Source organism: Streptomyces lydicus (assembly GCF_001729485.1).
Classification (GTDB): domain Bacteria; phylum Actinomycetota; class Actinomycetes; order Streptomycetales; family Streptomycetaceae; genus Streptomyces; species Streptomyces lydicus_D.
The window spans coordinates 5,639,433-5,662,877 of the sequence record NZ_CP017157.1; the positions used below are offsets into that span (position 1 = coordinate 5,639,433).

Genomic DNA, 23,445 nt, shown 5'->3' on the forward strand with positions numbered 1-23,445 from the left:
CATAACGACAAGCGGTGCCAACTGCGCGATGCCGAGATCCCGAGATCGCTGCGAGGAGTGAGACCGATGAGGATGGTCCTGAAAGCGCAGATACCGACCGAAGCCGGCAACGATGCCCTCCGGAGCGGCAGCATGCCGAAGATCATGGAGACGGCCGTCGCCGCCCTGAAACCGGAGGCCGCCTACTTCACCCTCGACGGCGGCGACCGTACCTGCTTCTTCTATTTCGACATGCAGCAGTCGTCACAGATGCCCCCGGTGCTCGAATCGTTCTTCACGGAGCTGCACGCGAAGGTCTCGATCCAGCCGGTGATGAACATGGACGACCTGCGCATCGGCCTCGGGGACCTGATGAGCGGCACCTGACCCGCGCCCGCACCCTCACTCCGGTCCGGTGTCCTCCGGGGATCCGTGCGCCAACTCGCCCAGGACGCCGAGGGCTTCGGCCAGCGCGCCGTGGGACGGCGAGGCGAGCGCCAGCCGTACGGCGTTGGGCGCGTGACCGGTGCCGACGGCGAAGGCCCCGGCGGGGGTGACCGCGATCCCGCGGCGCGCGGCGGCCGCGACGAAGGTGTCGGCCCGCCACGGCTCCGGCAGTTCCCACCAGCAGTGATAGGCGTGCGGATCGGCTCGTACGCGGAAGCCGGCGAGCCGCTCGGCGACCAGGCGCTGGCGCGCCGCCGCATCGCTCCGCTTCGCCTCCTCCACGGCCGCCGCGGTCCCGTCCGTCAGCCAGCGGGTCGCCGCCTCCAGCGCGAAGCGGGACGCCGTCCAGGTTCCCGAGCGCAGCGCGGCGGCGGCGTCCTGGGTGCGGCCCGCGGGCGCGGTGAGGAATCCCAGGGACAGCCCGGGCGCCAGCCGCTTGGACAGGCTGTCGATCACGAAGGTGCGCTCCGGTGCGCGGGCCGCGAGGGGCGGCAGGTCGTCGCGGAGGAAGCCGTAGATGGCGTCCTCGATCGCGTACAGGTCCAACTCCGCGAGGACTTCGGCGAGTTCGGCACGCCGGGCGTCGGGCATCGTGTGGCCCAGCGGGTTGTGCAGGGTCGGCTGGAGGTAGACGGCGCGCAGCGGGGCGGCGGCCCGCAGCGCCCCGGGCGTCAGACCGTCGTCGTCCATGGCGAGAGGGACGAGCGTGATGCCGAGGCGGGCCGCGATGCCCTTCACGACGGGGTAGGTGAGCGCTTCGACGCCGAGACGCTCACCGGCCGGGACCAGCGCGGCGAGCGCGGCGGCCAGGGCCTGCCGGCCGTTGCCGGCGAACAGCAGGCGGCCGGGGTCCGGTGCCCAGCCGCCGCGCGCGAGGTGCGCGGCGGCGGCCTGCCGCGCGGCGGCCGTGCCGGCCGCGCCCACCGGGCGGAGCGCGCCGGCCAGGGCGTCCGGGCGCAGCAGCGGCTCCAGGCTCCGGGCGAGCAGTGCGGGCTGCTCCGGCAGGACCGGGAAGTTGACCTCCAGGTCGACCGCGGCCTCCGCCGGCTCGGCCAGTGCCGGCTCGGCCGTCGGGGTGGCCGCGCGGACGAAGGTGCCCCGGCCGACCTCGCCGACCGTCAGCCCCCGTCGGCCCAGTTCGCGGTACACCCGGGCCGCCGTCGAACTCGCGATCCGCCGGTCGCGGGCGAACCGGCGCAGCGGCGGCAGCCGGTCGCCGGGGCGCAGCCGGCCCGCCGCGATGTCCGCGGCGACCTCCTCGGCGATCGCCCGGTAGTCGTCCATCGCTCGCTCCCCAGCCGCACGGCACACCCGGCACATTGCACCGAGCACATTGTTTATATTGCGCCGCGAGATTGCCCCTCATAGCATCGAGGTGTCAAGTCGCCGCAGAGGGGATGCGCAGGGTGGGAACCGCAGTTTTCGAAGAGATCACCATCGGCTACGAGGACCGGGGCAGCGGCGAGGCGCTGGTCCTCGTGCACGGCCATCCGTTCAACCGCTCGATGTGGCGCCCGCAGATCGAGCACTTCGCCCGGGCCGGCTGGCGGGTGATCGCCCCGGACCTGCGCGGTTACGGCGAGAGCTCGGTGGTGCCGGGCACCACGCCGCTGGAGACCTTCGTCCGTGACACCGTGGCGCTGCTCGACCGGCTCGGCATCGAGCGCTTCGTCCTCGGCGGCCTGTCGATGGGCGGGCAGATCGTCATGGAGTTCCACCGGCTCCTCCCGGACCGGATACGCGCCGTGGTCCTCGCGGACACCTTCGCCGCGGCGGAGACGGCCGAGGGCCGGGCCGCCCGGCACGCCATGGCGGACCGTCTCGTACGGGAGGGGATGGACGGCTACGCCCGCGAGGTCCTGACGAAGATGATCGCGCCGCACACCGCGGCACACCGCCCGGAGGTGGCCCACCACGTCCTGGGCATGATGACCGGTACCCCGCCCGAAGGCGCGGCGGCGGCCCTGCGCGGGCGCGCCGAACGCCCCGACTACACGGAGCTGCTCGCGGACATCGCGGTGCCGGTGCTCGTCGTGGTCGGTGCGGACGACGAGTACACCCCGGTGAGCGATGCCCGCGTCCTCCACGAGCGCGTGCCCGACGGCACGTTGGCGGTCATCGAGGGGACGGCACACATGCCCAATCTGGAGCGGGAGGGGGAATTCAACACCGTGCTGGCGGACTTCCTGGACGGTCTGCCCGCGGTGCCCACGCCGGCCGCTCAGCGCGCGTCGTAGCCGCCCCGGTCGGCACCGAGTGCCGCGCCGGCACCGGCCTCCGCGCCCCCGCCGGCCACCTCCCCGTACGCCAGCAAGGCCGCGTGCGGCAGCACCAAGGCGCCGTCGGGTTCGGTGAACTCGGCTGCCAGCAGAGCGAATTGACGGCGGATCCGCTCGGCTACGACCGGTCCCCGGCCGGTCACGATCCGGCCGATGGTCGCCACTCCGGCCGCCGGGCCGTGCCACCACTCCTCGGGCGTCGCCCGGTGGTCCCAGACCAGCGGACGGCAGCCGGCCCGCACCAGCCCCGCACCCCGCAGCAGACCGGCCATACCCTCCACCGTGCGCGGGAAGTCGTCCTCGGGCGCGAGCGCCGGCACCTCCGGCGGGCGCTCCACGCCGGCCGCCCGGACGGCGCGCCCGAGGAGCGCCTGCCCCGGCGCCGGCGGCGCCGCCCAGATCGTCAGCGCGATCCGCCCGCCCGGCCGGGTCACCCGCCGCAGCTCGGCCAGGGCCGCCCGCGGGCGTCCGACGTGGTTGAGGACGAAGTTGCCGACGGTGGCGTCGAACCGTCCGTCACGGAACGGCAGTTGCGGCAGCGCGGCGATCTGGACGCGGGCACCGGGCACCAGGTCGCGGGCCCGCCGGGCCATATCGGGCTCGGCGTCCACGGCCGTCACCCGCGCGCCGCGCGCACCGGCCGCCGCGGCCACCGAGCCGGTGCCCGTCCCGACGTCCAGCACCCGCGTCCCCTCCGCCACCCCCGCCGCGTCCAGCAGCCACGGCACCGTGTACGCGCAGAGCCTGCCGAAGCCGGCGCCGTACGCGGCCGCGCTCCCCGCCCACGCCCGGCGTTCACTGTCATCGAACGGTGTCCGCACCGCGGTCCCCCGACTTCCTTTGCTTTCAAGGGTGTTACCCACCCGTAACCTACCGATGGGTTACCACGGGTAAGGAACGGACTTTACTCTCCAGTCACCTCGGACCGGCGTGCGCCCCTCCTGTCCTCGGACAGCGTACGGCCGGCCCGCTTCGAGATCTGGAGCAGAAGATGACGCCCTCCCGCACGACGCTGCGTGCCGCGATCGGCACCGTCTCGGCGGCCGTACTGGCCACCACGGTTCTCATCGCGCCGGCCACCGCCGAGGCAGCCGCACCGGAGTCCGCCCGGACCGCGGCGGCCGCCGGGCCTGCCGTCCGGTTCGTCGACATCGAGGGCGACGGCGGGATCACTCTCAAGGCGAACGTATTCACCCCGGCCGACGCCGACGGCTCCCGGCGCTACCCCGTCATCGTGCTGCCCACCAGCTGGGCGATGCCGCAGGTCGAATACATGGCGCAGGCCAAGAAACTGGCCGACGCGGGCTATGTCGTCGTCGGATACAACTCGCGCGGGTTCTGGCAGTCCGGTGGACAGATCGAGACGGCCGGTCCGCAGGACATCGCCGACGCCTCGAAGGTCATCGACTGGGCACTCGCCCACACGCCGGCCGATCCGCAGAAGGTCGGCATGGGCGGCGTCTCGTACGGGGCCGGGATCAGCCTGCTGGCGTCCGCGTTCGACAAGCGGATCAAGGCGGTCGCGGCGCTCAGCGGCTGGGCGAACCTGATCGACTCGATCTACAGCGGGCGCACCCAGCACGTGCAGGCGGCGGCGATGCTCGGCGGGGCGGGCGCGCTGACCGGGCGGCCCAGCCCCGAACTCCAAACGATCCTCAAGAACTTCTTCGCGTCCAACCTCGACAAGGAACCGGACATGATCGCGTGGGGGAAGAAGCGCTCCCCCGCCACCTACCTCGACCGGATCAACGCGAACGGCGCGGCGATCATGCTGGGGAACGCCTGGGGCGATTCGCTCTTCCCGCCCAACCAGTACGCGGACTTCTACGAGAAGCTCAAGGGCCCCAAGCGGCTGGAGTTCCGGCCCGGCGACCACGCGACGGCCGAGGCGACCGGGCTGTTCGGGCTCCCCAACGACACCTGGACCAACACCGAGCGGTGGTTCGACCACTACCTCAAGGGCGTGGACAACGGCATCGACCGCGAGTCCCCGGTGCTGTTGAAGTCCCGCTCCACCGGGGCGTACGAGGGGTACCCGAGCTGGAAGGACGTACCCTCCGCGCACCGCAGGATCGAACTGGACGGCAGCAAGCGGATCAACACCAACTGGGACTCCGGCGCCGACGGCGGAGTCATCTTCCTCTCCAGCATGCTGGACCAGTTCCTGCGGCTGCCGCCGATGGCCTCGATCCCGCTGCTGCCGCGCTCGCTGGCCGCCGTCTGGCAGTCCGAGCGCTACCCGACCGGGCAGCGGGTCCGCGGCACCACCCATCTGCACACCACCATGAGCAGCACCGCCGAGAGCGGCACCGCCGTCGCCTACCTCTACGACGTGGGCCCGCTCGGCCTCGGCAAGCTGGTCACCCACGCGCCGTTCACCTTCCACGGCAAGACCCCGGACCAGCCCTTCGGCGTCGACCTGGACCTCTTCTCCACCGCCTACGACGTCCCGGCCGGCCACCGGCTCGCGGTGGTCGTCGACACCGTCGACCCGCTCTACATCGAGCACAACCCGAGCGGCGCCCGGCTGACCTTCTCCTCGCCGGCGGCCGACCCCTCGTACGTCTCGGTCCCGGTGCGCGACTGAGCGGGCGCGCCGGATTCCGGTCAGCCGTAGGACCCCGGTCCTACGGCTGACGGCCGAAGCGGCGGGCGGCGCACACCCGTTAACGTCCCGTCATGACCGTCCGTCCATCGGCCCGCGACGCCGGGCAACGCAAGCGCGACGCGCTCGAACGACTGCGCAACGACGAGGACGCCTGGGTGTCCACGGCCTCCCCCGAGGGCGCGCCGTACCTGATGCCGCTGTCGTTCGTCTGGCACGACGACCGGCTGGTGATGGCCACCAGGAAGAACAACCCGACGGCCCGCAACCTCGCGGCCGACGGGGCGTGCTGGGTGGCCCTGGGGCCCACCCGGGACGTGGTGCTCATCGAGAGCACGGCGGAGGTCCTCGCCTCCGACGCGCTGCCGGACGACACCGGTGCGGCGTTCGTCGCCAAGCTCGGCTGGGACCCGCGCGGCCGTGCAGCCTGGGTCTTCCTCTCCTTCCGGCCGCGCCGGGTACTGGCGTGGCGCGAGGCCAACGAACTGCCGGAGCGGGAGTTGATGCGGGACGGGGTGTGGCGCGTGTAGGCCGTGTCTTGCGGATCGACCGGGGCCGGTGTGCCCGTCTTCGTCCTCCCCTGCGGCATGATCGTGGACATGGGGAATCCAGCACCGCGCCCGCACCTGCCGACGACCGAGTCCGCCGTCGCCGCCGTCCGTGACCTCGCCGACGCGCACGGCCTGGAGGTCACGGTCACCGACGACATCGGCGCGGACCGGACCTCCCGCCGCACCGCCGCCGGGGCGTTCACCGTGCTGGACCCGGACGGCTCGCTGCCGCACGAAGTCTTCGTGGAGCTGGGCGGCACGCCGGCCGTCACCGTTCACCTCTTCCCGGAGGACGACGCGACGATCACCGTGGACGGCGTGGAGTTCGCCGATGTGCCGCGGGACGCGGTACCGGCGTTCCTGCGCTCGGTGTACGGCGGGCTCGCCCACGTCACGACGCGGTTCTTCCCGCCCGGGCAGTGGCTGGTCGTGCCGCTGCCCGGCGACGAGACGTACCGGGAGCTGATATTCCGCGGCGCGCTCAGCCCCTGGATGGCGCGCCGCGTCCGCTGAGCGGCGGGCGCCGGCCGGGGACGCCCGGGCCGCCGGGAGCGCCGCTCACCGCACGGGCGGCTGGTGCCCGCCGGTCATCAGGTTGCCCGGCTCCGCCGCCGCCACGTCGACGCCCTCGACCTTGGGGTTGCGCTGCTGCCGCCGGGAGACCCAGTTGGCCAGCCAGGACAGCAGCATGCACATCCCGATGTAGACCGGCGAGATGACCATGACGACGGGGATGAACGGCAGGTCGTAGTCGAGGTTGGAGGCGATGAGCTTGCCGGCGTGCAGGAACTCCTCATAGGTGATGAGGAAGCCGAGCGAGGTGTCCTTCAGGGCGACCACCAGCTGACTGATGATCGCCGGGAGCATCGCCCGGACCGCCTGCGGCACCAGCACGTGCGTCATGACCTGGGTCTTGCGCATGCCCAGCGCGTAGGCGGCCTCCCGCTGGCCGCGGTCGACGGCGTTGACGCCGCTGCGGAAGACCTCGGCGAGCACCGAGCCGTTGTAGAGCGTCAACCCGGCGACCAGCGCGGGCAGCGGCGCCACCTGGAGCGCCACATAGATGAAGAAGATCATGACCAGCAGGGGCATCGCCCGGAAGAACTCCACCACCAGCGTGCACACCCAGCGCAGGGTCCGGTGGGCGGAGAGCCGGCCGACGGCCAGCACCGCGCCGAGCGCCAGCGACAGCACCGCCGCGATGACGAACGCCTTCAGGGTGTTGGCGAGCCCGTTGAGCAGCAGCTCCTGAATTCCCTTGTAGAGGAAGGGAGTCCACTTCGCCGCAGTGAACTGCCCGGTGGCGAAGAGGAGGTAGAGGACCCAGCCGACCAGCGCCAGGATCGCGACCGTCGCGCCGATGCCGTAGAGCCGGTGCCGCGCCCGGGTCCGCGGTCCCGGAACGTCGTAGAGGGCGGTGGTGGTGATCATGAGGCGACTCCGAAGCGCTTCTCCAGGACGTTGAAGATCGCGCTGATGGTCAGGGTCACGAGCAGATAGCCGACGGCGATCCAGAAGAAGGTCCAGATGATGTTGTAGCCGAGCTCGCTGAGCGGCTTGTACACGCCGAGCAGTTCGACGACGCTGAACGCGCCGGCGATCGCGGAGTTCTTGGCGAGCGCGATCAGCGTCGAGCCGATCGGCGGGATGACGGACCGGAACGCCTGCGGGAGGACGATCTCACCGAGTGTCTGCGGAAAGGTCATGCCGAGGCTGCGGGCCGCCTCGCCCTGACCGACCGGGACGGTGTTGATGCCCGACCGCACCGCCTCACAGATGAAGGCGGAGGTGTAGCAGCCGAGCGCCAGGATGGCGAAGAGCTTGAAGGGCAGGACGAGCCCGAAGCGCGGCAGGCCCAGCACGACGGCGAAGAACAGCAGGGTCAGCGGCGTGTTGCGGAGCACCGTCACCCACGCCGTGCCGAACGCCCGCAGCGAGGCGACCGGCGCGACCCGGAAGGCCGCCATGAGGAAGCCGAGGACGAGCGCGAGCAGCGAGGCGTACACGGTCAGTTCGACGGTGCCCAGCAGGCCCTCCCCGTAGAGGGAGAGGTTGTCGAGGAGAACGTTCATCGGTCGGTTCCTTGGCTCCTCAGGTCGCCGGGTAGCGGTCGATCGGGGGCGGCTCGGGGGCCGGGGCCCCGGACAGGCCGAGGGTCGCGTCGTACGCCTTCTTCCAGTAGCCGTTCCTCTCGGCCGCGGCGAGCGCGTCGTCGAGCGCGAAGCGCAGCGCGTTGTCGCCGCGCGGGACGCCGATGCCGTACGGCTCCTCCGAGAACGGCTTGCCGACCACCTTCAGCTCCTCGGGCACCTTGGCGGCGTAGCCCAGCAGGATCGCGTCGTCGGTGGTGACCGCGTCGACCTGGTAGGTGAGCAGGTTGTCGACGCACACCGAGTAGGTGTCGTAGGCGACCAGGACGGCCTTGGGGTACTCGGCCTGGATGCGCTGGTACGGCGTCGAGCCGGCCGCCGAGCAGACGCGTTTGCCGGCCAGGTCCTGCGGGCCCTTGATGTCGTTCTCGTCGGTGCGCACCAGCAGCGACTGGCCGGCCATGTAGTAGGGGCCGGCGAAGCCCACCAGCTTCTTCCGCTTGTCGTTGATGGTGTACGTACCGACGTACATGTCGATCTGGCCGTTCTGCAGGGCCGTCTCGCGGTTGGCGGAGGAGATCGTCTGGAACTGGATGGTGTCGGGCGGGAAGCCGAGGGCGGCCGACATCATCTTGGCGATCTCGATGTCGAAGCCGGTGTAGACCCCGGTGGCCGGGTCCTTCTCGCCGAGGTAGGGCTGGTCCTCCTTGACGCCGATGACGAGATGACCGCGGCGCTTGGCCTTCTCCCAGGTCGGCGACTCCGGCAGGGTGAAGTTCTTCGCGACGGGGTACGTGGGCAGTTCGCTGCCCTTGGGGCCCTTGACCGGCGGGCTGCCCTCCCGGCCGCAGCCGGCGACGACCAGCGCGAGCAGGGCGAGCGCGAGAGCCACCAGGGTGCGGCGCAGGCGCGTGGAGTGACGGTGCGGCATCGCGGCGCCCCCGTTCAGTGCTTGAGGATCTTGGAGAGGAAGTCCTTGGCCCGCTCGCTGCGCGGTGCGGTGAAGAACTCCTCGGGGGTGCGGTCCTCGACGACCCGGCCGTCCGCCATGAACACCACGCGGTTGGCGGCGGAGCGGGCGAAGCCCATCTCATGGGTGACCACGACCATCGTCATGCCGTCCCGGGCGAGCTGGCGCATGACCTCCAGCACCTCGTTGATCATCTCCGGATCGAGCGCGGAGGTCGGCTCGTCGAAGAGCAGCACCTTGGGATCCATGGCCAGTGCGCGGGCGATGGCCACGCGCTGCTGCTGCCCGCCGGAGAGCTGCGCCGGATACTTGTCGGCCTGGGAGGCGAGCCCGACCCGGTCCAGCAGCTCGCGGGCGCGCCGCGCGGCCTCGTCCTTCTTCTTCCGGCGGACCTTGACCGGCGCCAGCATGATGTTCTCCAGCACGGTCTTGTGGGCGAAGAGGTTGAAGGACTGGAAGACCATGCCGACGTCGGCGCGCAGCTGGGCGAGCGCCCGGCCCTCGTCGGGCAGTGGCCGGCCGTCCAGTTCGATGGTGCCGGACTCGATGGTTTCCAGGCGGTTGACGGCTCGGCACAGGGTGGACTTCCCGGACCCCGAGGGCCCGATGATCACGACCACCTCACCGCGGCCGACGGTGAGGTCGATGTCCTGGAGAACATGCAGCTCTCCGAAGTGCTTGTTGACCCCGCGCATCTCGATCAGCGCATCACCGGCCATATGCAGTCCTGCCCACTCTCATCCGTACAGCGAGAGCCTGCAACCTACCGGCGCAAAAGGGGTACTTCTCCGCTGACACGCACGTAACGGCACACAGGGGCGGATAAGTCAGTCAATCCCGCCGCACGCGCGCACCGGCGTCAGGTCTCGGAGACCTCGGCGTAGAGCTGGGACAGTTCCGGGGCGCCCGTGTCGGCCCAGTCGTGCCCCGCCGCCACCACGTCGACCTCCCGTCCGGACGCCAGCCGGACCACCGGCTGACCGTCCGGCCAGACGTGCCAGACCGCACCCGGGACCGTGCGCACCAGGACCGTGCCGAGGTACAGGCCCGCGTCGTTGCCCAGCCAGGGCAGCACCTCCGGGTCGTCCCGCCAGACCGGCTGGAGCTGGTCCAGCCGCTCCAACGACCGTACGGAGTCGTCCAGTTCCACCCCCGCGTCAGTGGCCTGGGCCCGCAGCAGCGGGCATTCGGACAGCAGCTCGACGACGCTGCCGGGATCGGCCCGCACCGACTCCGCGAGCGGCACGGAACCGTGTGCGCGGTGCCGCTTGCGCCACTTGTCCAGGAAAGACATGTTCATGGTCTGCAGGGTCCCACCGGACCTGTGGTCCGGGCCACAGGCGCGCGGCGTGATCGCGCGCCGTTCGTCACCTTGACGCTCCCCCTCCACCTCCCTACCTTCATGGCGCTCGGATCGGATCGGCGCGATCCGCGGGAGCCCCTCGCGCCTCGGGGCGCCCGCCGGATCGCCGCGCACACCTGCCCGTTGACGCCTCCCGGAGGGACACCGACCGATGCGCCTACGACGATGGGGCACCGCCCTGACCCTGCTGCTCGCCGTGACGGCGTCGCCGGCCGTCGCCCCGGCCGGCCCGGCCGCCGCCGCCTCGCCCGGCCGCACCCCGCACCCCCGCGCCCCGCAGCCCCTGGCGAGGCTGTTCGACAACACGGCCGTCAGTGACAACTCCCGTCCCGGCGCCGCGGACTTCGACGGCGCGGGCCACTCGCTGTCCGCCCAGGATCTGGCGGCGGCCGGCTGGTCGCCGGGCAGCGTCCTCACCCTCGACGGGGCACGGCTCAGCCGCCCCCGCACGGCCGCCGGGCGACCGGACAACGTACGGGCGGACGGGCAGGCGGTCGCGGTGGGCGGCCGGGGCGACGCGCTGGCGTTCCTGGTCGCCGGGACGGGCGGCACGGCCGGTGGCACCGGCACCGTGCGCTACCGGGACGGCTCGCGCAGCTCCTACGAACTCACCGCGCCCGACTGGCGGTCCGGCCCGCTGACCACCAAGGCGGTCGCGCTGCCGCATCTCAACGGCGCCGGCGGGCAGTCGGCGGGGCCGGTGCGGCTGTACGCGGTGGCGGTGCCGCTGCGGCCGGGGCGGGAGGTCGCGTCCGTGGTGCTGCCCGGGGCGGCCCGCTCCGCCGGGACGCTGCACGTCTTCGCGGTGGCGGTACGGGACACCGCCCGCGGCCGGACCGGCAGTTGGGCGGCGAGCACGGCCGGCTACCGAGCCGTCGGACCGTGGACGGACCGCACACTGCGGCTGGTCGTGCACAGCGGCGCGGGCGGGCCGGGGGCCCGCATCCGGATCGCCAACACCTTCGCGGCGGCGCCGGTGGAGATAGCGGCGGCCAGCATCGCGGTACGCGGCACGGGCCCGGCGGCGAGGAACACGCCCGTCCCGCTGACCTTCGGGCGGGGACGGACCGGCGTCCGCGTGCCGGCCGGCGCGGAGGCGTTCAGCGATCCGGCGGACTTCACCGTGCCGCCGGGCACCGACCTGCTGGTGAGCCTCCACCTGCCGGGGACGGTCACGGCGGCGCCGGTGCACCAGGAGGCGGCCCAGCTCTCGTACCTGAGCGCGGACGGCAGCGGGGACCGCACCGGGGACGCCGGGGGCGCGGCCTATCCGGAGACGCTGACCAGCTGGCCGTTCCTGACGGGGGTCGACGTCCGGGGCGGCCCCGGCTCGGTCGTGGCGCTGGGCGATTCGATCACCGACGGGGTGAGGTCGACCAGTGGCGCCAACCGCCGCTGGCCGGACGTGCTCGCCGCCCGCTTCCAGGCGCAGCACGCGCTGCCGCGTTACGGCGTGCTCAACCACGGCATCTCGGCGAACCGCGTCGTCACCGACCGCTATCAGGGCGACGGGGTCAGCACCGACACGGGCGGGGTCAGCGCCCGGCACCGGCTGGAGCGGGACGTGCTGGCGCAGCCCGGGGCGCGGACGGTGGTGGTCTTCGAGGGCATCAACGACGTGCGCTGGGAGACCTCGGCGGAGGAGGTCGTCGCCGGTCTGCGGGCGCTGGCCCGGCGGGCGCACGAGCGGGGACTGCGGGTGGTCGTGGCGACCGTCGCGCCCTGTGCGGGCTACCCCGACTGCACCGCCGCCGTCGAGACCCGGCGCCAGGCGGTCAACGCCGCCGTCCGCGCGGAGGCCGGCGCCGCGTTCGACGCGACCCTGGACTTCGACGCCGTGCTCCGCGATCCCGCGCAGCCGGGGCGGATGCTGCCCGGCTACGACAGCGGGGACCATCTCCACCCCGGAGACGCGGGCCTGCGGGCCCTGGGCGAGGCCGTGGACCTGCGGGCGCTCGTACCGGGGCGGGGGTGACGGGGTCAGACGTCGAGGTCCACCACGACCGGGGCGTGGTCCGAGGCGCCCTTGCCCTTGCGCTCCTCGCGGTCCACATAGGCGTCGGAGACGGCCTTGGCGAACGGTTCGTTGCCGTAGACCAGGTCGATGCGCATCCCGCGGTTCTTCGGGAACGCGAGCTGGCGGTAGTCCCAGTACGTGTAGGGCCGGTCGTACTTCAGGGGGCGCGGTACGACGTCCGACAGGCCGGCCTCCCGCAGGGCGGCCAGCGCGGCGCGCTCGGCGGGCGTGACGTGGGTGGCGCCGACGAACACGGCGGGGTCCCAGACGTCCTCGTCCGTGGGGGCGACGTTGTAGTCGCCGAGGACCGCGAACGGGCGGGTGCCCGCCGCGTCCTCGGCGACCGCCGTCTTCAGCGCCTCGAACCAGCCGAGCTTGTAGGTGTAGTGCGCGTGGTCGACCTCCCGGCCGTTGGGGACGTACACCGACCAGACGCGGGCCGGGCCGCAGGTCGCCGAGACCGCGCGCGGCTCCTGGAGCCCCTCGTAGTCCGGGCCGCCGGGCAGGCCCATGACCACGTCGTCCAGGCCCACCCTGGACAGCACGGCGACGCCGTTCCACCGCCCGTTGGCGTTCACCGCGGCCTCGTATCCGAGCTCGCGCAGCTGCTCGTACGGGAACTGCTCGGCGGCGCACTTGGTCTCCTGGAGGCACAGCACGTCGGTGCTGCTGCTCTCCAGCCAGGCCAGCAGCCTGGGCAGGCGGGCAGTGATCGAATTGACGTTCCAGGTCGCGATGCGCATGTCTGCCAACCTACAGCGAGGTACTGACAGCCGGGTCCGCAGCCGGCCGGCGTCAGCCGACCGGGAGGCTGCCGCCGGACGCGAGCCGGCTGTGGTCGGTGCCGCCCAGCTTTTCGATCATGGAGTCGTAGATCGGCCGGGCGTGGTCCCGGAGCAGGCTGTCGTGGATGTCGACGGCCCGCCGCGGCGCCACCTCACGGAGGTAGTCGATCACCTCGGCGACCTTGTTCCAGGGCGCGTGCACGGGCACCAGCAGGGTGTCGACGGTACGGCCCTCCGGGACGGTGAGCGCGTCGCCCGGGTGGAACACCGCGCCGCCGTCCAGCAGGAAGCCGACGTTGGTGACGCGCGGCATGTCGGGGTGGATGACGGCGTGCAGCTGACCGTGCACCTCGACGTCGAAGCCGGCCGCGGTGAAGGTGTCGCCCTCCCCCACCGTGTGCACCCGCCCGGGGAAGGCCGCGGAGAGCTGCTCGGCCACGCTGGCCAGGGTCCAGATCTCCGCCCCCGGATTGGCCTCCATACCGGCCCGCAACCGGTCCTCGTGGAAGTGGTCCATGTGCTCATGGGTGACCAGGATCGCGTCCGCGCCGACGGCCGCGTCCTCCTCGGTGAAGACACCGGGGTCGATGACGAGCGTCTGCCCGTCCTTCTCCAGCCGGACGCAGGCATGGGTCTTCTTGATGAGTTCCATGAGGCCATCTTGCCGCGCGTCCGGCCCTCGCACGGCCGATCACCGCGCCCGCCGGCACCCGGGCGGTCAGTTCTCGGGGGTCGTCTCCTCCTTTATGACCCGCTGGGCCACGCGGAAGGCGGAGTTGGCGGCCGGAACGCCGCAGTACACCGCGGTGTGCAGCAGGACTTCCTTGATCTCCGAGGGGGTCAGGCCGTTGCGCAGGGCCGCGCGGGTGTGCAGGGCCAGCTCCTCGTGGTGGCCGCGGGCGACCAGCGCGGTGAGCGTGACGATGCTGCGGGTGCGGCGGTCCAGGCCGGGGCGCGTCCAGGTCTCGCCCCAGGCGTACCGGGTGAGGAAGTCCTGGAAGTCGCCGGTGAAGTCGTCGGCGGCGGCCTCCGCGCGGTCGACGTGGGCGTCGCCGAGGACCTCGCGGCGGACCTTGAGGCCCGCCTCGTACGCGCCGCCGCGGGCCGGGTGCGGCTGGGCGACGCCGGACTCGATGGCGACGGGCGGCGCCTGCGGGGGCGGCGGGGGCGCGATCTGCGGCTTGGGGGCGGCGGCACCGATGGCGGCCTGGTTGCCGGGGCCCGGCTTGTCGTGCCAGGCGGTGCTGAAGTGCCGGATGAGAAGCTCGGTGACGGCCGCGGGCTGCTCGACCGGCGCGAGGTGGGAGGTGCCGGGCACCAGCGCCAGGCTCGCGTCCGGTATCCCGGCGACCAGCGTGCGGGCGTCGGTGGTCGGGGTCACCTGGTCCTCGGAGCCGACGACGACGAGCGTGGGGACGCCGACGCGGCTGAGGGAGGACCGTACGTCGAAGGCGGCGAGCGCCTCGCACGCGGCGATGTAGCAGCCGGGGTCGGTGGTCCGCACCATCTGGACGGCCCATTCGACGATGGCGGTCTGGGCGCCGGCGAATTCGGGGGTGAACCAGTGCTCGGGCGCGGTGCGGGCGATCGGGTCGAGCCCGTTCGTCCGGATGACCACGCCGCGCTGGCGCCAGGCGTCCGCGGTGCCGTAGCGCGGCGACGAGGACACCAGGGCGAGGGAGGTGACCCGGTGCGGGCGGGTGAGCGCAAGCTGGGTGCCGACGGCACCGCCGATGTCGCAGCCGGCGTAGCCGAAGCGCTCGACACCCAGCCCGTCGAGGGTGCTGACCAGGCGGTCGGCCAGCTCGGCGATCGAGGGCGCCGCGTGGGCGGGCGAGCCGCCGTGCCCGGGAAGGTCGAAGCGGATGACCCGCCACTGACGGGTCAGCTCGGGGATTTGCCGGTCCCACATGTGCCAGGTGGTCCCGAGGGCGGCGCCCAGTACGAGTACGGGGGCGTCGTCGGGGCCGTCGATCCGGTGCTGCAGGGTCTTCTCACTCACCCGGCCAAGCTATCGAACTATCTGACACGATCCTGACACCCGGGTCAGGAAGAGCCCTCGGAGCACGGCCGGCGACCGCGCCCCGGAGCAGGGTTTGCGCAGGTCAGAGCCTCAGCGTGGAGTCTCACATGCTGGGTCGGCACCCCGTGCAAGCCATCCCACGCGGCGGCGGCTTCGCGGAGATCTTCCACGTCCGGCTGGACGTACCACCGCTTGGTGGGCTCACGCCCACTCTTCGGTGATCTTGGCGAGCGTCCTGCCGCACGGCATGCCCGGCATTCGCCGTCGGTCACGCGTGTCCGTCGTTTTCCGCCGGCGCCGCCCGTCCCGTAAGCCTCCGTCATGTGTGGGATGTAACGGCGCGCGGGCGCCCGTACGTTGACACCGCCGCAGCGGGGCCACCGTCAGGGGCGTAGTGCTTGCTCGCCTCCTTTTCGGAACAGGTCCGGGAAGAGGTTGCTGCGTTGCTGCGGCGCGAGGGGCCGGTCATCACACCCGCCCCGCAGGCAAGAACTGCCGAAGGAGAACAGACCAATCATGATCACCGAGTCGACCCCTCACGGGCCGGTGCGGCGGACGTTGGCCGCATTCGCCGCGGTCGCCCTCGCCACGCTCGCCACGTCGGTGTCTCCGCTGACAACCGGAACGGCCCATGCGGACACGTCCGCCCTGGCGGGGCTGTCTCTGTCACCGCGGTTGCCCCAGGCGGACGGCCTCGCGCCGTCCCTGGATCTGGCGAAGGACTCCGCCGACTACGGGACCGAAATCGTCGTCAACAAGAGACCGATGGCGAACTGGAGCATCTTGCCCAACGGTGACGGGAGCTTCCTGATCCGCAACGACAAGACGCAGAAGTGCCTCGACTTCAACACCGACAACAACCATCTCGTCGAGCCGGTGTACTGCGACCAGACCAACACCAAGCAGAACTGGTACCTGCAGCCCTCGGACGGTGGCGGCGGCTATTACCTCATCCGGAACGTCAACACCAACCAGTGCATGGACGTGTTCGGGGGAAGCGGCAACGACGGCGCGACAGTCGGCCTCTCCAACTGCCACGGCAACAGCAACCAGGAGTGGATCATCGGGCCGACGCCCAGCCCCGGGGCCACGGGCCCCACCCTGTCGGATCTGGCCACCGCGTACGCCCTCAAGCAGTGCAGCAACAGTTCCAGCATCATCAAGTCCTGTGACTACGAGATCACCGGCGACAGTGTGGCGTCCGTAGGGAACCTCAAGCGGGTCAGCTCCAACGTGTGGAACAACAGCACCGATCCGGCGGACCGGACCATCACCTGGACGCAGACCTCGTCCGAGACCAACACGGTGGGCAGCTCCATCACCGTCACCAGCGAGGTCGGGGTCAACATCGAAGTCGTCTCGGTCAAGGTCAGCAGCGCGATCAGCGCACGCTACGAGCACTCCTGGACCCAGACCAACACCGTGAGCGACGCCAACAAGATATCCGTGAAGCCGAACAACTACAGCTGGGCGATGCGAGGCCAGCTGATGAAGACGGTGACGGGCAAGTGGACGTTCACCAACGACCTCGGTGACAAGTGGTCCGGCGACGGCACCGCCACGATCCCCGCCGTCGACGGCACCGACGATCTCAGCAGCAACCTGGTGCTGTGCACGAGCGACAGCCTCGCCAAGGAGTGCGTCGACAACCGGTGACCGGCGTCTCGCGCGACCTCTCATGATCTGACGGCACGCCGCCGTCGGACGGTTCCCCGGCTTCCGCGAACGAGGCCGGGGAACAACGCGTGGGGCCCGCCCGCGCACTTCCGCCCCTCGCTGGCGGCTCAGTCCCGCGAAGGTGACCGCCCGGCCCGCTGCCGACGGGTCACCTCGGCGGCGATCTCCACCCGCGAGGTCATCGCCAGCTTTCTGAGGATGCTGGAGACATGGGTGCTGACGGTGCTACGGGCGATGGACAAGCGGGCTGCGATCTCGGGGTTGGAACACCCTTCGGCGACGTGCTCCGCGACCAGGCGTTCCGTATGCGTGAGTGCCTGCCAGCCGTCGCGTGCGCCGATGCGGGGCCGGTGTGATCCTCGACGGACGGCGACCGACCGCAGCCGGGATGTCGCCTGCGCCGCGTCCCAGACCGCGCCGAGCTGCGTGAACGTCTCCAGCGCCTGGTCGAGCAGGACGCGGGCATCGTCCAGGCGCCCTCGGCGGGCCAGCGCTTCGGCCGCGTCGGTGCAGGCGTGTGCCGCGTTGAGTGGCCGTGGTGCGTTGCGGTAGCAGCGGCTCGCTTCCATGAGCAGATCGGGGTCCGCGTTCAGCAGTCCTTCGCAGCGGTAGGCGTCACCGAGGTGGTAAAGACCGCCGCTGTCCTCGGCCCGGCGTTGCGCGGCGGCGGCATAGCACCGTGCGCTGTCGTGATCCCCCTGGGCCAGGGCGAGACGGACGAGATCGGGGGTGAGGAAGCCCAGGATCAGTTGGCCGGGCAGGTGACCGACGCCCTCGTCGAACGCCTCGGCCAGTCGGGAGTACGCGCGTCGGTCGTCGCCCCGCGCCTCGTCCAGCAGGGCGCCGGCGCACATCGGCAGATACTCGTAGAAGGCGGCGACCGTCGCGTTGCCGAGCTCCGGCAGCACGGCCGTCAGGCGCGCTTCGGCGAGCGGACGCCGGCCTCTGTGTACCGCGATCACCGTCGCCATCGCCCGCAGCGCCCGGCTCATCGCGGCCTGGTCTCCGCAGTCAAGACCCGCTTCGATCTCCGCCAGCGCATCGTCCCAGCGCCCCGTGTGGAAGGCGAGGAGGGCGCAGGACAGGTGGTACCACGGCAGGAAGACCCCGCCGATGCGCTCCGCGGGTCTTCGTACGGCGGCGAGGGTCCGTTGGGCGTCGGGCCCGAGGTCGAGGTCGATGTAGCAGTTGACCAGGGCCAGTTGCAGTCCCAGCCACTGGGCGGGGTGCAACGTGTCGGGGGTGAGACGCGAGGCGTGCCGCGCCAGTTCGACCGCTTCGGCGTCGGGGGTTTCGATGAAGCGCTTGGCGGCCAGTACGTGCAGGCTGCTGGCCAGGGCGGAGCTGTCACCGACCTCATCGGCGGCGGACCGAGCACGGGAGGCCGTGGCACCGGCTTCGGTGAGGTCACCCAGCGCGAAGAGGCACACCGCGCTGAACGCCTGGAACTGGACCCGCTCGACCGCCTCGACCCCGGCGCTCCGGCATCCGGCCCGCGCCTCCGCCAGCGCCAGGTCGGGTCGCCCGCGGGCGAACGCGGCCTGGATGACGATCCAGCGCAGTACGGACTCCAGCCCGAACTCCGCCTTGGCCAGGGCGGATCGGGCGCTCTCCTCCGCCTCCGCGAGACGGCCGCAGGAGAGCTGCGCGACGGCGTGGTGAAAACGGAGGTTGCCGTATCCGGCGTCCGCGGGGTCGCCGACTTCCAGCGCGGTGGTGAGCAGCCGCAGAGCCATGGCGGGGGCCCGTGTGGTGAGCCGCGCGGCGGATCCTTGCAGCCAGGTGATCAGGAATTCCGGGCTCGGCACCCCGTTGAGCAGGTGCTCGGCAACGCGTTCCGGAGTCGCGCCGGCCTGAGCGAGCCGCTGCGCCGCTTTCGTGTGCAGCATGGCCCGGACCGATACCGGCACGGCGTCGTACAGCGTCTTCCGGATGAGCTCGTGGCGGAAGCGCAGGTGCTGGCCGGTGTCTCGGAGGATTCCGGACGCCTCGGCCTCCGCCATGGCGGTCAGCAGATCGCGTAGGGGGGTGTCGATGACCGTGGCGAGTTCGGCGGTGGTGCAGCCGGCGCCCAGTACGGCGACGATGCGCAGCATTTGGAGCACCTCCTCGCGCAGGTCACGGAGCCGGTGCGTGACCAGCGCGGTCAGCGTCGGCAGTGCACAGTGGGCGGAAACCTCCGCCGTGGCTCCGCCGGCCTCGATGGCGTGCTCGCGCCGCAGCGCGGCTACCAGCTCCGTGAGATACAGCGGATTACCGGCCGCTCCCTCGGCCATGCGCCGCAGTCGAGGGCCGGCCTCCCGGCCGCAGCGGTCTGCCAGCAGGGCCGCCACGGCCGCAGGCTCCAGGGGTGCCAGTTCCAGCAGGGTGCGGTTCCCGGCGATCGTGCCTCCCGACAGACGGGCGACGACGTCCCCCGCTTCGGGTACGGGGCGATGGGCGCCGACCACGAGAAGCGGCAATTGATGCACCGAGCGCACCAGCTTGTGCAGCACGGCAAGGCTCGCCGGATCGGCCCACTGCAGATCGTCGAGAAACAGGGCCAACGGCCGCTGCGCGCAAAGGTCCTCGACCAGCCCGACCATCGCCTCGATCGTCGCCGCATCCGCTCCCGCGGCCTCGCTCCCGGCGCCCGCCACACCGTAGCGGGCATCGCCGCGCAGGACCTCGGCGGCCTGCTCCCGCCGTGCATCCGAGGGGGACTCCTCCAGCCTCAAGCAGTCGGAGATGACGGCGAACGGGCAAGGCTGCGGCAGATTCCGGGCGCTCGCGGAAAGCACCTGCATACCCCTGCGCCGGGCGTCCGCCGCGGCCTGCTCAAGCACCGCGGTCTTCCCGAGGCCGGCTTCCCCCACCACGAAGGCGGCCTGCCCGGTGCCGGCGAGTGTGGACTCCGCGAGCCGGGACAGCTCCGCCAGCTCGGCTGCCCGCCCCAGAAGGCGACCTTCGAAAGAAGACATTCAATCCCCCGTGCGCCATGCAATGTCAGGGATTTAATAGCACACGTCTTGGATATGCCTGGCGCTTGACCGTCCCTCGGAATGACGGCGCTGCGCGACACAGGGACTGGGCCGCGTGCCACGGGGCTCCGAGGCATCGCAGTGGCTCGATCGCCGGGTGAGGTGTTCTCAGGCAGGGGCGGCGAAGCGCAAACAGGGCAATCCTGTCCCTTCCGGTGTTGCGCGGGCGGCGTCCGGGAACGGCTGGTGGGTCAGGTGGAGGGGCCGGGCATCCAAGTGAGAGGCGGTCGCGGTGGAGCATGCCGTCGGTGTGATCAACCGGGAGGGCGGCGAGGCGGACGTGTCAGCTACCCGGCGCGGCGACGTTCCGGGGCAGGATGCGTAAGGCCGAGCTGCTCACATTCGGTCACAGCACCGCAGACCGGGAGCAGTTGATCGACCTGCTGCAGTGGGCGAACGTGCAGTCGGTGGTCGACGTACGGATCGGGCCCGGCAGCCGGCGCAACCCGCACCTGGCCCGCAGCAGTCTCACCCACTGGATGCCGGAGGTCGGCATCAGCTACCGCTGGGAACAAGACCTGGGGGGCTTTCGCAAAGCACCGGCCGACTCCCCGGACGTCGTGTGGCGCAACGCCTCGTTCCGGGGCTACGCCACCTACATGCGTGAACCCGCATTCGTGGCCGCTCTGGATCGGCTGCTCGACGAAGCCCTGCATTCCCGGACGACGGTGATGTGCAGCGAGGCGGTCTGGTGGCGTTGCCACCGGCGCCTGATCGCCGACTTCGCCACCGTGTCCCGGCACGCCACCGTGCACCACCTGATGCACGACAAGCGCCTGGTGCCCCACCCACCGACCCCGGGGCTGCGGCTGCGTCCCGATGACCTGCTCGTCTACGACGACACCGCGGCCGCCGCTGCCGGCTGAACGACCGGTCCGCCGCTCGACGGTCGACAGCTGCCCGAGCCGAGCGCTCAGTCGAAGCGCAGGTCGGAGAGTTTCCTCTTGGAGAAGGTGGGATCGTCCTCGGGCACGGGATGAGTTGCTCCGGCAGCCAGGATCGACGCCATCTCCCGGCCTGCGCGGCGTATGCGTGCCGGCAGACCGTCCGTGTGCGCGTCGCTGCCTGATCCCCAGTCCTCCGACGCCGCGTACACGCCGGTCGGGAGGACCATGGTCCGCAGGTAGACGAAGAGCGGGCGCAGCGCGTGATCCAGGACAAGCGAGTGGCGGGGCGTACCGCCCGTCGCCCCGATCAGGACCGGCTTGCCCGTGAGGGCACCCGGATCGATCAGGTCGAAGAAGGACTTGAACAGTCCGCTGTACGAGGCGCTGAACACCGGTGTCACGGCGACCAGGCCGTCGGCGCTCGTCATCGCTTCGATCGCGTCGGCCAGCTGCGGTGGGGGAAAACCGGTGACGAGGTTGTTGGCGATGGCGACAGCCAGGCCGCGCAACTCGATGACCTCCACTTCCGCCTTGTGGCCCTGGTCGGCGAGTTCGTCACGGACCGCGTCGGTGAGACGGTCGGCCAGCAGGCGGGTGGACGAGGGGGTGCTCAGACCCGCGGACACCACGACGAGCTTCATGCGACGTTCCCTCCTTCCGAAGGTGCTCCCGAACCGGCGGCGAGCAGGGACCGGTGGGTCGGCGCGTCCGGCACCTCGGCCGACCGCCCGTTGGCGAACTCCTTGCGCAGGACCGGTACGACCTCCTCGCCGAGCAGGTCGAGCTGCTCCAGAACGGTCTTCAGTGGCAGCCCGGCGTGGTCCATCAGGAACAGCTGGCGCTGGTAGTCGCCGGCGTACTCGCGGAAGGCCAGGGTCTCCTCGATGACCTGCTGCGGGGAGCCGACGGTCAGCGGGGTCTGGGCGGTGAAGTCCTCCAGGGAGGGCCCGTGGCCGTACACCGGTGCGTTGTCGAAGTACGGCCGGAACTCGCGCACGGCCTCCTGCGAACTCCTCCGCATGAAGACCTGGCCGCCGAGCCCGACGATCGCCTGCTCGGGCGTGCCGTGGCCGTGGTGGGCGTACCGGGTCCGGTACAGCTCGACCATCCGCTTGGTGTGGTCGGCGGGCCAGAAGATGTTGTTGTGGAAGAAGCCGTCCCCGTAGTACGCGGCCTGTTCGGCGATCTCCGGCGAGCGGATGGAGCCGTGCCAGACGAAGGGCGGTACGCCGTCCAGCGGGCGCGGGGTGGAGGTGAAGCCCTGCAGCGGGGTGCGGAACTTCCCCTCCCAGTCGACGACGTCCTCGCGCCACAGCCGGTGCAGCAGGGCGTAGTTCTCGAGGGCGATGTTGATGCCCTGCCGGATGTCCTGACCGAACCAGGGATAGACCGGCCCGGTGTTGCCGCGCCCCATCATCACGTCGACCCGGCCGTCCGCGAGGTGCTGGAGCATCGCGAAGTCCTCCGCGATCTTCACCGGGTCATTGGTGGTGATCAGAGTGGTGGCGGTGGAGAGGACCAGCTTCTCGGTCCGCGCGGCGATGTACCCGAGCATCGTGGTCGGCGAGGACGGCACGAACGGCGGGTTGTGGTGCTCGCCGGTGGCGAAGACGTCCAGACCGACCTCCTCCGCCTTCAGGGCGATGGCGACCATGGCTTTGATGCGGTCGCGCTCGGTCGGCGTTCGGCCCGTGGTGGGGTCCGGCGTGACGTCGCCGACCGTGAAGATTCCGAACTGCAAGGTTCCTCCAGTTATCAGGTGATTGAGTGGGTTTCGAACAGTTGAAGTCCGTTGCGAGGTCATCGCGTCCGTGACGGCCGCTAGGCGTCCTCGCCGCCTCAGGTGAGGTGCCGCAGCAGCGCGGCGACCTCCCGGTGGTGCCTCACCGGGAGGTCGTACGACCGGATCCGCCGGCCGGGGTGAGGGCGACGGGCTTCGCTCTTCGCTGCGTCGTATGCGGACGGCCGGCGTTGTGCGGGAGCGCCGATCAGAGCCAGGTACCCCGTCACGTGGGCCCGACGGTCCGAGGCCGCAGCCAGTCCTCAGGCGCGCACAGTTCTCAGCCGCGCACAGTCCTCAGGCGCGGACCAATGGTGTGTCGACCAGGTGCTCGGCCAGGAACCACGCCTGCCGTTCGCCGGTCCGGATCACCTGGGAGACCAACAGGTCGACGGTGCCGTCGTCACCGTACTCGGCCGTCCGGGCGGCGGCGTCGTGGGCGTCGATGAGGATGGTCTCGTGGGCCTCCAGCAGCCGGGACAGCATGGCCGGCACCTCTTCCACGCCGTCCGGGGGGCGCGGGATCGACGTGATCTCGACGACGTGCCGGGGATCTCCCACCGCGACGCCGCCCAAGGACTGGACGCGTTCGGCGAGGGTGTCGATGATGTCGAGCTGTTCGCCCGCGTGCTTGTCCAGGACCAGGTGCAGCTGGTAGAAGGTCGCCCCGCGCATCAGCCAGTGGTGCTTCTTGTAGAGGCCGTAGAGGATCTGCGTGTCCGCGAGGACCTTGTTCATGCGCTGGCAGGAGTACATCCGCGCCTCGTAGGACAGGGCGACCGGGAACTGCTTGACGGTCCCGAACTCTTGGATCACCTCGCCCTTCTGATGCAGCCAGGGCTGACTGCCGTGTACGGATGGGGAGTTGCTGGTCATGTTCCGCCTCCTGCGGTGCCGTGCTGTGTGTACCCCGGTGACGCTAGGTACCTGGTCGGGGGGCCTCTTGACCGGCAGCGCATGCGGTGGTGCCCG

22 protein-coding genes are annotated in these 23,445 nt (G+C 71.3%); 8 read left to right on the plus strand and 14 right to left on the minus strand.

The window, feature by feature from the left end; all coding sequences use genetic code 11:
* Positions 1-66 precede the first annotated feature (66 nt).
* Positions 67-366, plus strand: a complete 300-nt coding sequence (locus SL103_RS24560) for a hypothetical protein (RefSeq protein ID WP_069571113.1) — start codon at positions 67-69, stop codon at positions 364-366.
* Positions 367-381: 15 nt separating this feature from the next.
* Here the strand turns inward: SL103_RS24560 and SL103_RS24565 are convergent, their stop codons facing one another.
* Positions 382-1,710: a PLP-dependent aminotransferase family protein gene (locus tag SL103_RS24565; protein ID WP_069571114.1), complete on the minus strand. Its 1,329-nt coding sequence runs from the start codon at positions 1,708-1,710 to the stop codon at positions 382-384.
* 122 nt (positions 1,711-1,832) lie between these two features.
* On the opposite strand from SL103_RS24565, the gene SL103_RS24570 reads away from it, so the two are divergent.
* Positions 1,833-2,663 (plus strand): alpha/beta fold hydrolase, encoded by an 831-nt coding sequence (locus SL103_RS24570; RefSeq protein WP_244304027.1) that lies wholly within the window; start codon positions 1,833-1,835, stop codon positions 2,661-2,663.
* Here SL103_RS24570 and SL103_RS24575 read toward each other — a convergent pair.
* The gene (locus tag SL103_RS24575) at positions 2,648-3,526 is read right to left on the minus strand and encodes a class I SAM-dependent methyltransferase (RefSeq protein WP_079145951.1); all 879 of its coding nucleotides are present in this window, start codon (positions 3,524-3,526) and stop codon (positions 2,648-2,650) included. The two genes, SL103_RS24570 and SL103_RS24575, sit on opposite strands and share 16 nt — an antisense overlap.
* 170 nt (positions 3,527-3,696) lie before the next feature.
* Here SL103_RS24575 and SL103_RS24580 point away from each other — a divergent pair, with 170 nt between their 5' ends.
* The 3 genes from SL103_RS24580 (at position 3,697) to SL103_RS24590 (ending at position 6,374) form a co-directional block, all read left to right on the plus strand.
* Complete coding sequence (locus SL103_RS24580; protein ID WP_069571116.1) at positions 3,697-5,292, plus strand: alpha/beta fold hydrolase; 1,596 nt, start codon at positions 3,697-3,699, stop codon at positions 5,290-5,292.
* A 92-nt stretch (positions 5,293-5,384) separates the two neighbouring features.
* Positions 5,385-5,840, plus strand: coding sequence for a pyridoxamine 5'-phosphate oxidase family protein (locus SL103_RS24585; RefSeq protein ID WP_069571117.1), 456 nt, complete (start codon positions 5,385-5,387; stop codon positions 5,838-5,840).
* A gap of 69 nt (positions 5,841-5,909) precedes the next feature.
* Positions 5,910-6,374 carry a hypothetical protein gene (locus tag SL103_RS24590; protein ID WP_069574071.1) on the plus strand — a complete coding sequence of 155 codons (465 nt, stop codon included), beginning with the start codon at positions 5,910-5,912 and terminating at the stop codon, positions 6,372-6,374.
* Positions 6,375-6,419: 45 nt separating this feature from the next.
* Here SL103_RS24590 and SL103_RS24595 read toward each other — a convergent pair whose 3' ends face one another.
* The 5 genes from SL103_RS24595 to SL103_RS24615 all read right to left on the minus strand — a co-directional run bounded on the left by SL103_RS24595 (position 6,420) and on the right by SL103_RS24615 (position 10,221).
* Positions 6,420-7,292 (minus strand): amino acid ABC transporter permease, encoded by an 873-nt coding sequence (locus SL103_RS24595; RefSeq protein ID WP_069571118.1) that lies wholly within the window; start codon positions 7,290-7,292, stop codon positions 6,420-6,422.
* Positions 7,289-7,933: an amino acid ABC transporter permease gene (locus SL103_RS24600; protein ID WP_069571119.1), complete on the minus strand. Its 645-nt coding sequence runs from the start codon at positions 7,931-7,933 to the stop codon at positions 7,289-7,291. The genes SL103_RS24595 and SL103_RS24600 overlap by 4 nt, the downstream gene beginning before the upstream one ends.
* A 19-nt stretch (positions 7,934-7,952) precedes the next feature.
* A complete protein-coding gene (locus SL103_RS24605) occupies positions 7,953-8,882 on the minus strand; it encodes a glutamate ABC transporter substrate-binding protein (RefSeq protein ID WP_069571120.1) in 930 nt (309 codons plus the stop codon).
* 14 nt (positions 8,883-8,896) lie between these two features.
* Positions 8,897-9,640 carry an amino acid ABC transporter ATP-binding protein gene (locus SL103_RS24610; protein ID WP_069571121.1) on the minus strand — a complete coding sequence of 248 codons (744 nt, stop codon included), beginning with the start codon at positions 9,638-9,640 and terminating at the stop codon, positions 8,897-8,899.
* Positions 9,641-9,780: 140 nt separating this feature from the next.
* Complete coding sequence (locus tag SL103_RS24615) at positions 9,781-10,221, minus strand: DUF6278 family protein (protein WP_069571122.1); 441 nt, start codon at positions 10,219-10,221, stop codon at positions 9,781-9,783.
* A gap of 214 nt (positions 10,222-10,435) precedes the next feature.
* On the opposite strand from SL103_RS24615, the gene SL103_RS24620 reads away from it, so the two are divergent.
* The gene (locus SL103_RS24620; RefSeq protein ID WP_069571123.1) at positions 10,436-12,259 is read left to right on the plus strand and encodes an SGNH/GDSL hydrolase family protein; all 1,824 of its coding nucleotides are present in this window, start codon (positions 10,436-10,438) and stop codon (positions 12,257-12,259) included.
* Between the two features lie 5 nt (positions 12,260-12,264).
* On the opposite strand, the gene SL103_RS24625 is transcribed toward SL103_RS24620, so the two are convergent.
* From SL103_RS24625 to pcaC, 3 genes are all read right to left on the minus strand, one after another.
* Positions 12,265-13,044, minus strand: a complete 780-nt coding sequence (locus SL103_RS24625) for an exodeoxyribonuclease III (protein WP_069571124.1) — start codon at positions 13,042-13,044, stop codon at positions 12,265-12,267.
* Between the two features lie 52 nt (positions 13,045-13,096).
* Positions 13,097-13,738 (minus strand): MBL fold metallo-hydrolase, encoded by a 642-nt coding sequence (locus SL103_RS24630; protein WP_069571125.1) that lies wholly within the window; start codon positions 13,736-13,738, stop codon positions 13,097-13,099.
* Between the two features lie 66 nt (positions 13,739-13,804).
* Positions 13,805-15,088, minus strand: a complete 1,284-nt coding sequence (pcaC, locus tag SL103_RS24635; protein ID WP_069571126.1) for a 4-carboxymuconolactone decarboxylase — start codon at positions 15,086-15,088, stop codon at positions 13,805-13,807.
* Between the two features lie 537 nt (positions 15,089-15,625).
* On the opposite strand from pcaC, the gene SL103_RS24640 reads away from it, so the two are divergent.
* Positions 15,626-16,765, plus strand: a complete 1,140-nt coding sequence (locus SL103_RS24640) for an RICIN domain-containing protein (protein ID WP_069571127.1) — start codon at positions 15,626-15,628, stop codon at positions 16,763-16,765.
* Between the two features lie 128 nt (positions 16,766-16,893).
* Here the strand turns inward: SL103_RS24640 and SL103_RS24645 are convergent, their stop codons facing one another.
* Complete coding sequence (locus SL103_RS24645) at positions 16,894-19,746, minus strand: helix-turn-helix transcriptional regulator (protein ID WP_069571128.1); 2,853 nt, start codon at positions 19,744-19,746, stop codon at positions 16,894-16,896.
* Positions 19,747-20,123: 377 nt separating this feature from the next.
* On the opposite strand from SL103_RS24645, the gene SL103_RS24650 reads away from it, so the two are divergent.
* Positions 20,124-20,672, plus strand: a complete 549-nt coding sequence (locus SL103_RS24650; protein ID WP_069571129.1) for a DUF488 domain-containing protein — start codon at positions 20,124-20,126, stop codon at positions 20,670-20,672.
* Positions 20,673-20,719: 47 nt separating this feature from the next.
* Here the strand turns inward: SL103_RS24650 and SL103_RS24655 are convergent, their stop codons facing one another.
* The 3 genes from SL103_RS24655 to SL103_RS24665 form a co-directional block, all read right to left on the minus strand.
* Positions 20,720-21,334, minus strand: coding sequence for an FMN reductase (locus tag SL103_RS24655; protein ID WP_069571130.1), 615 nt, complete (start codon positions 21,332-21,334; stop codon positions 20,720-20,722).
* Positions 21,331-22,434, minus strand: coding sequence for an LLM class flavin-dependent oxidoreductase (locus SL103_RS24660; RefSeq protein WP_069571131.1), 1,104 nt, complete (start codon positions 22,432-22,434; stop codon positions 21,331-21,333). The genes SL103_RS24655 and SL103_RS24660 overlap by 4 nt, the downstream gene beginning before the upstream one ends.
* 336 nt (positions 22,435-22,770) lie before the next feature.
* Complete coding sequence (locus SL103_RS24665) at positions 22,771-23,349, minus strand: Dps family protein (protein WP_069571132.1); 579 nt, start codon at positions 23,347-23,349, stop codon at positions 22,771-22,773.
* Between the last annotated feature and the right edge of the window lie 96 nt (positions 23,350-23,445).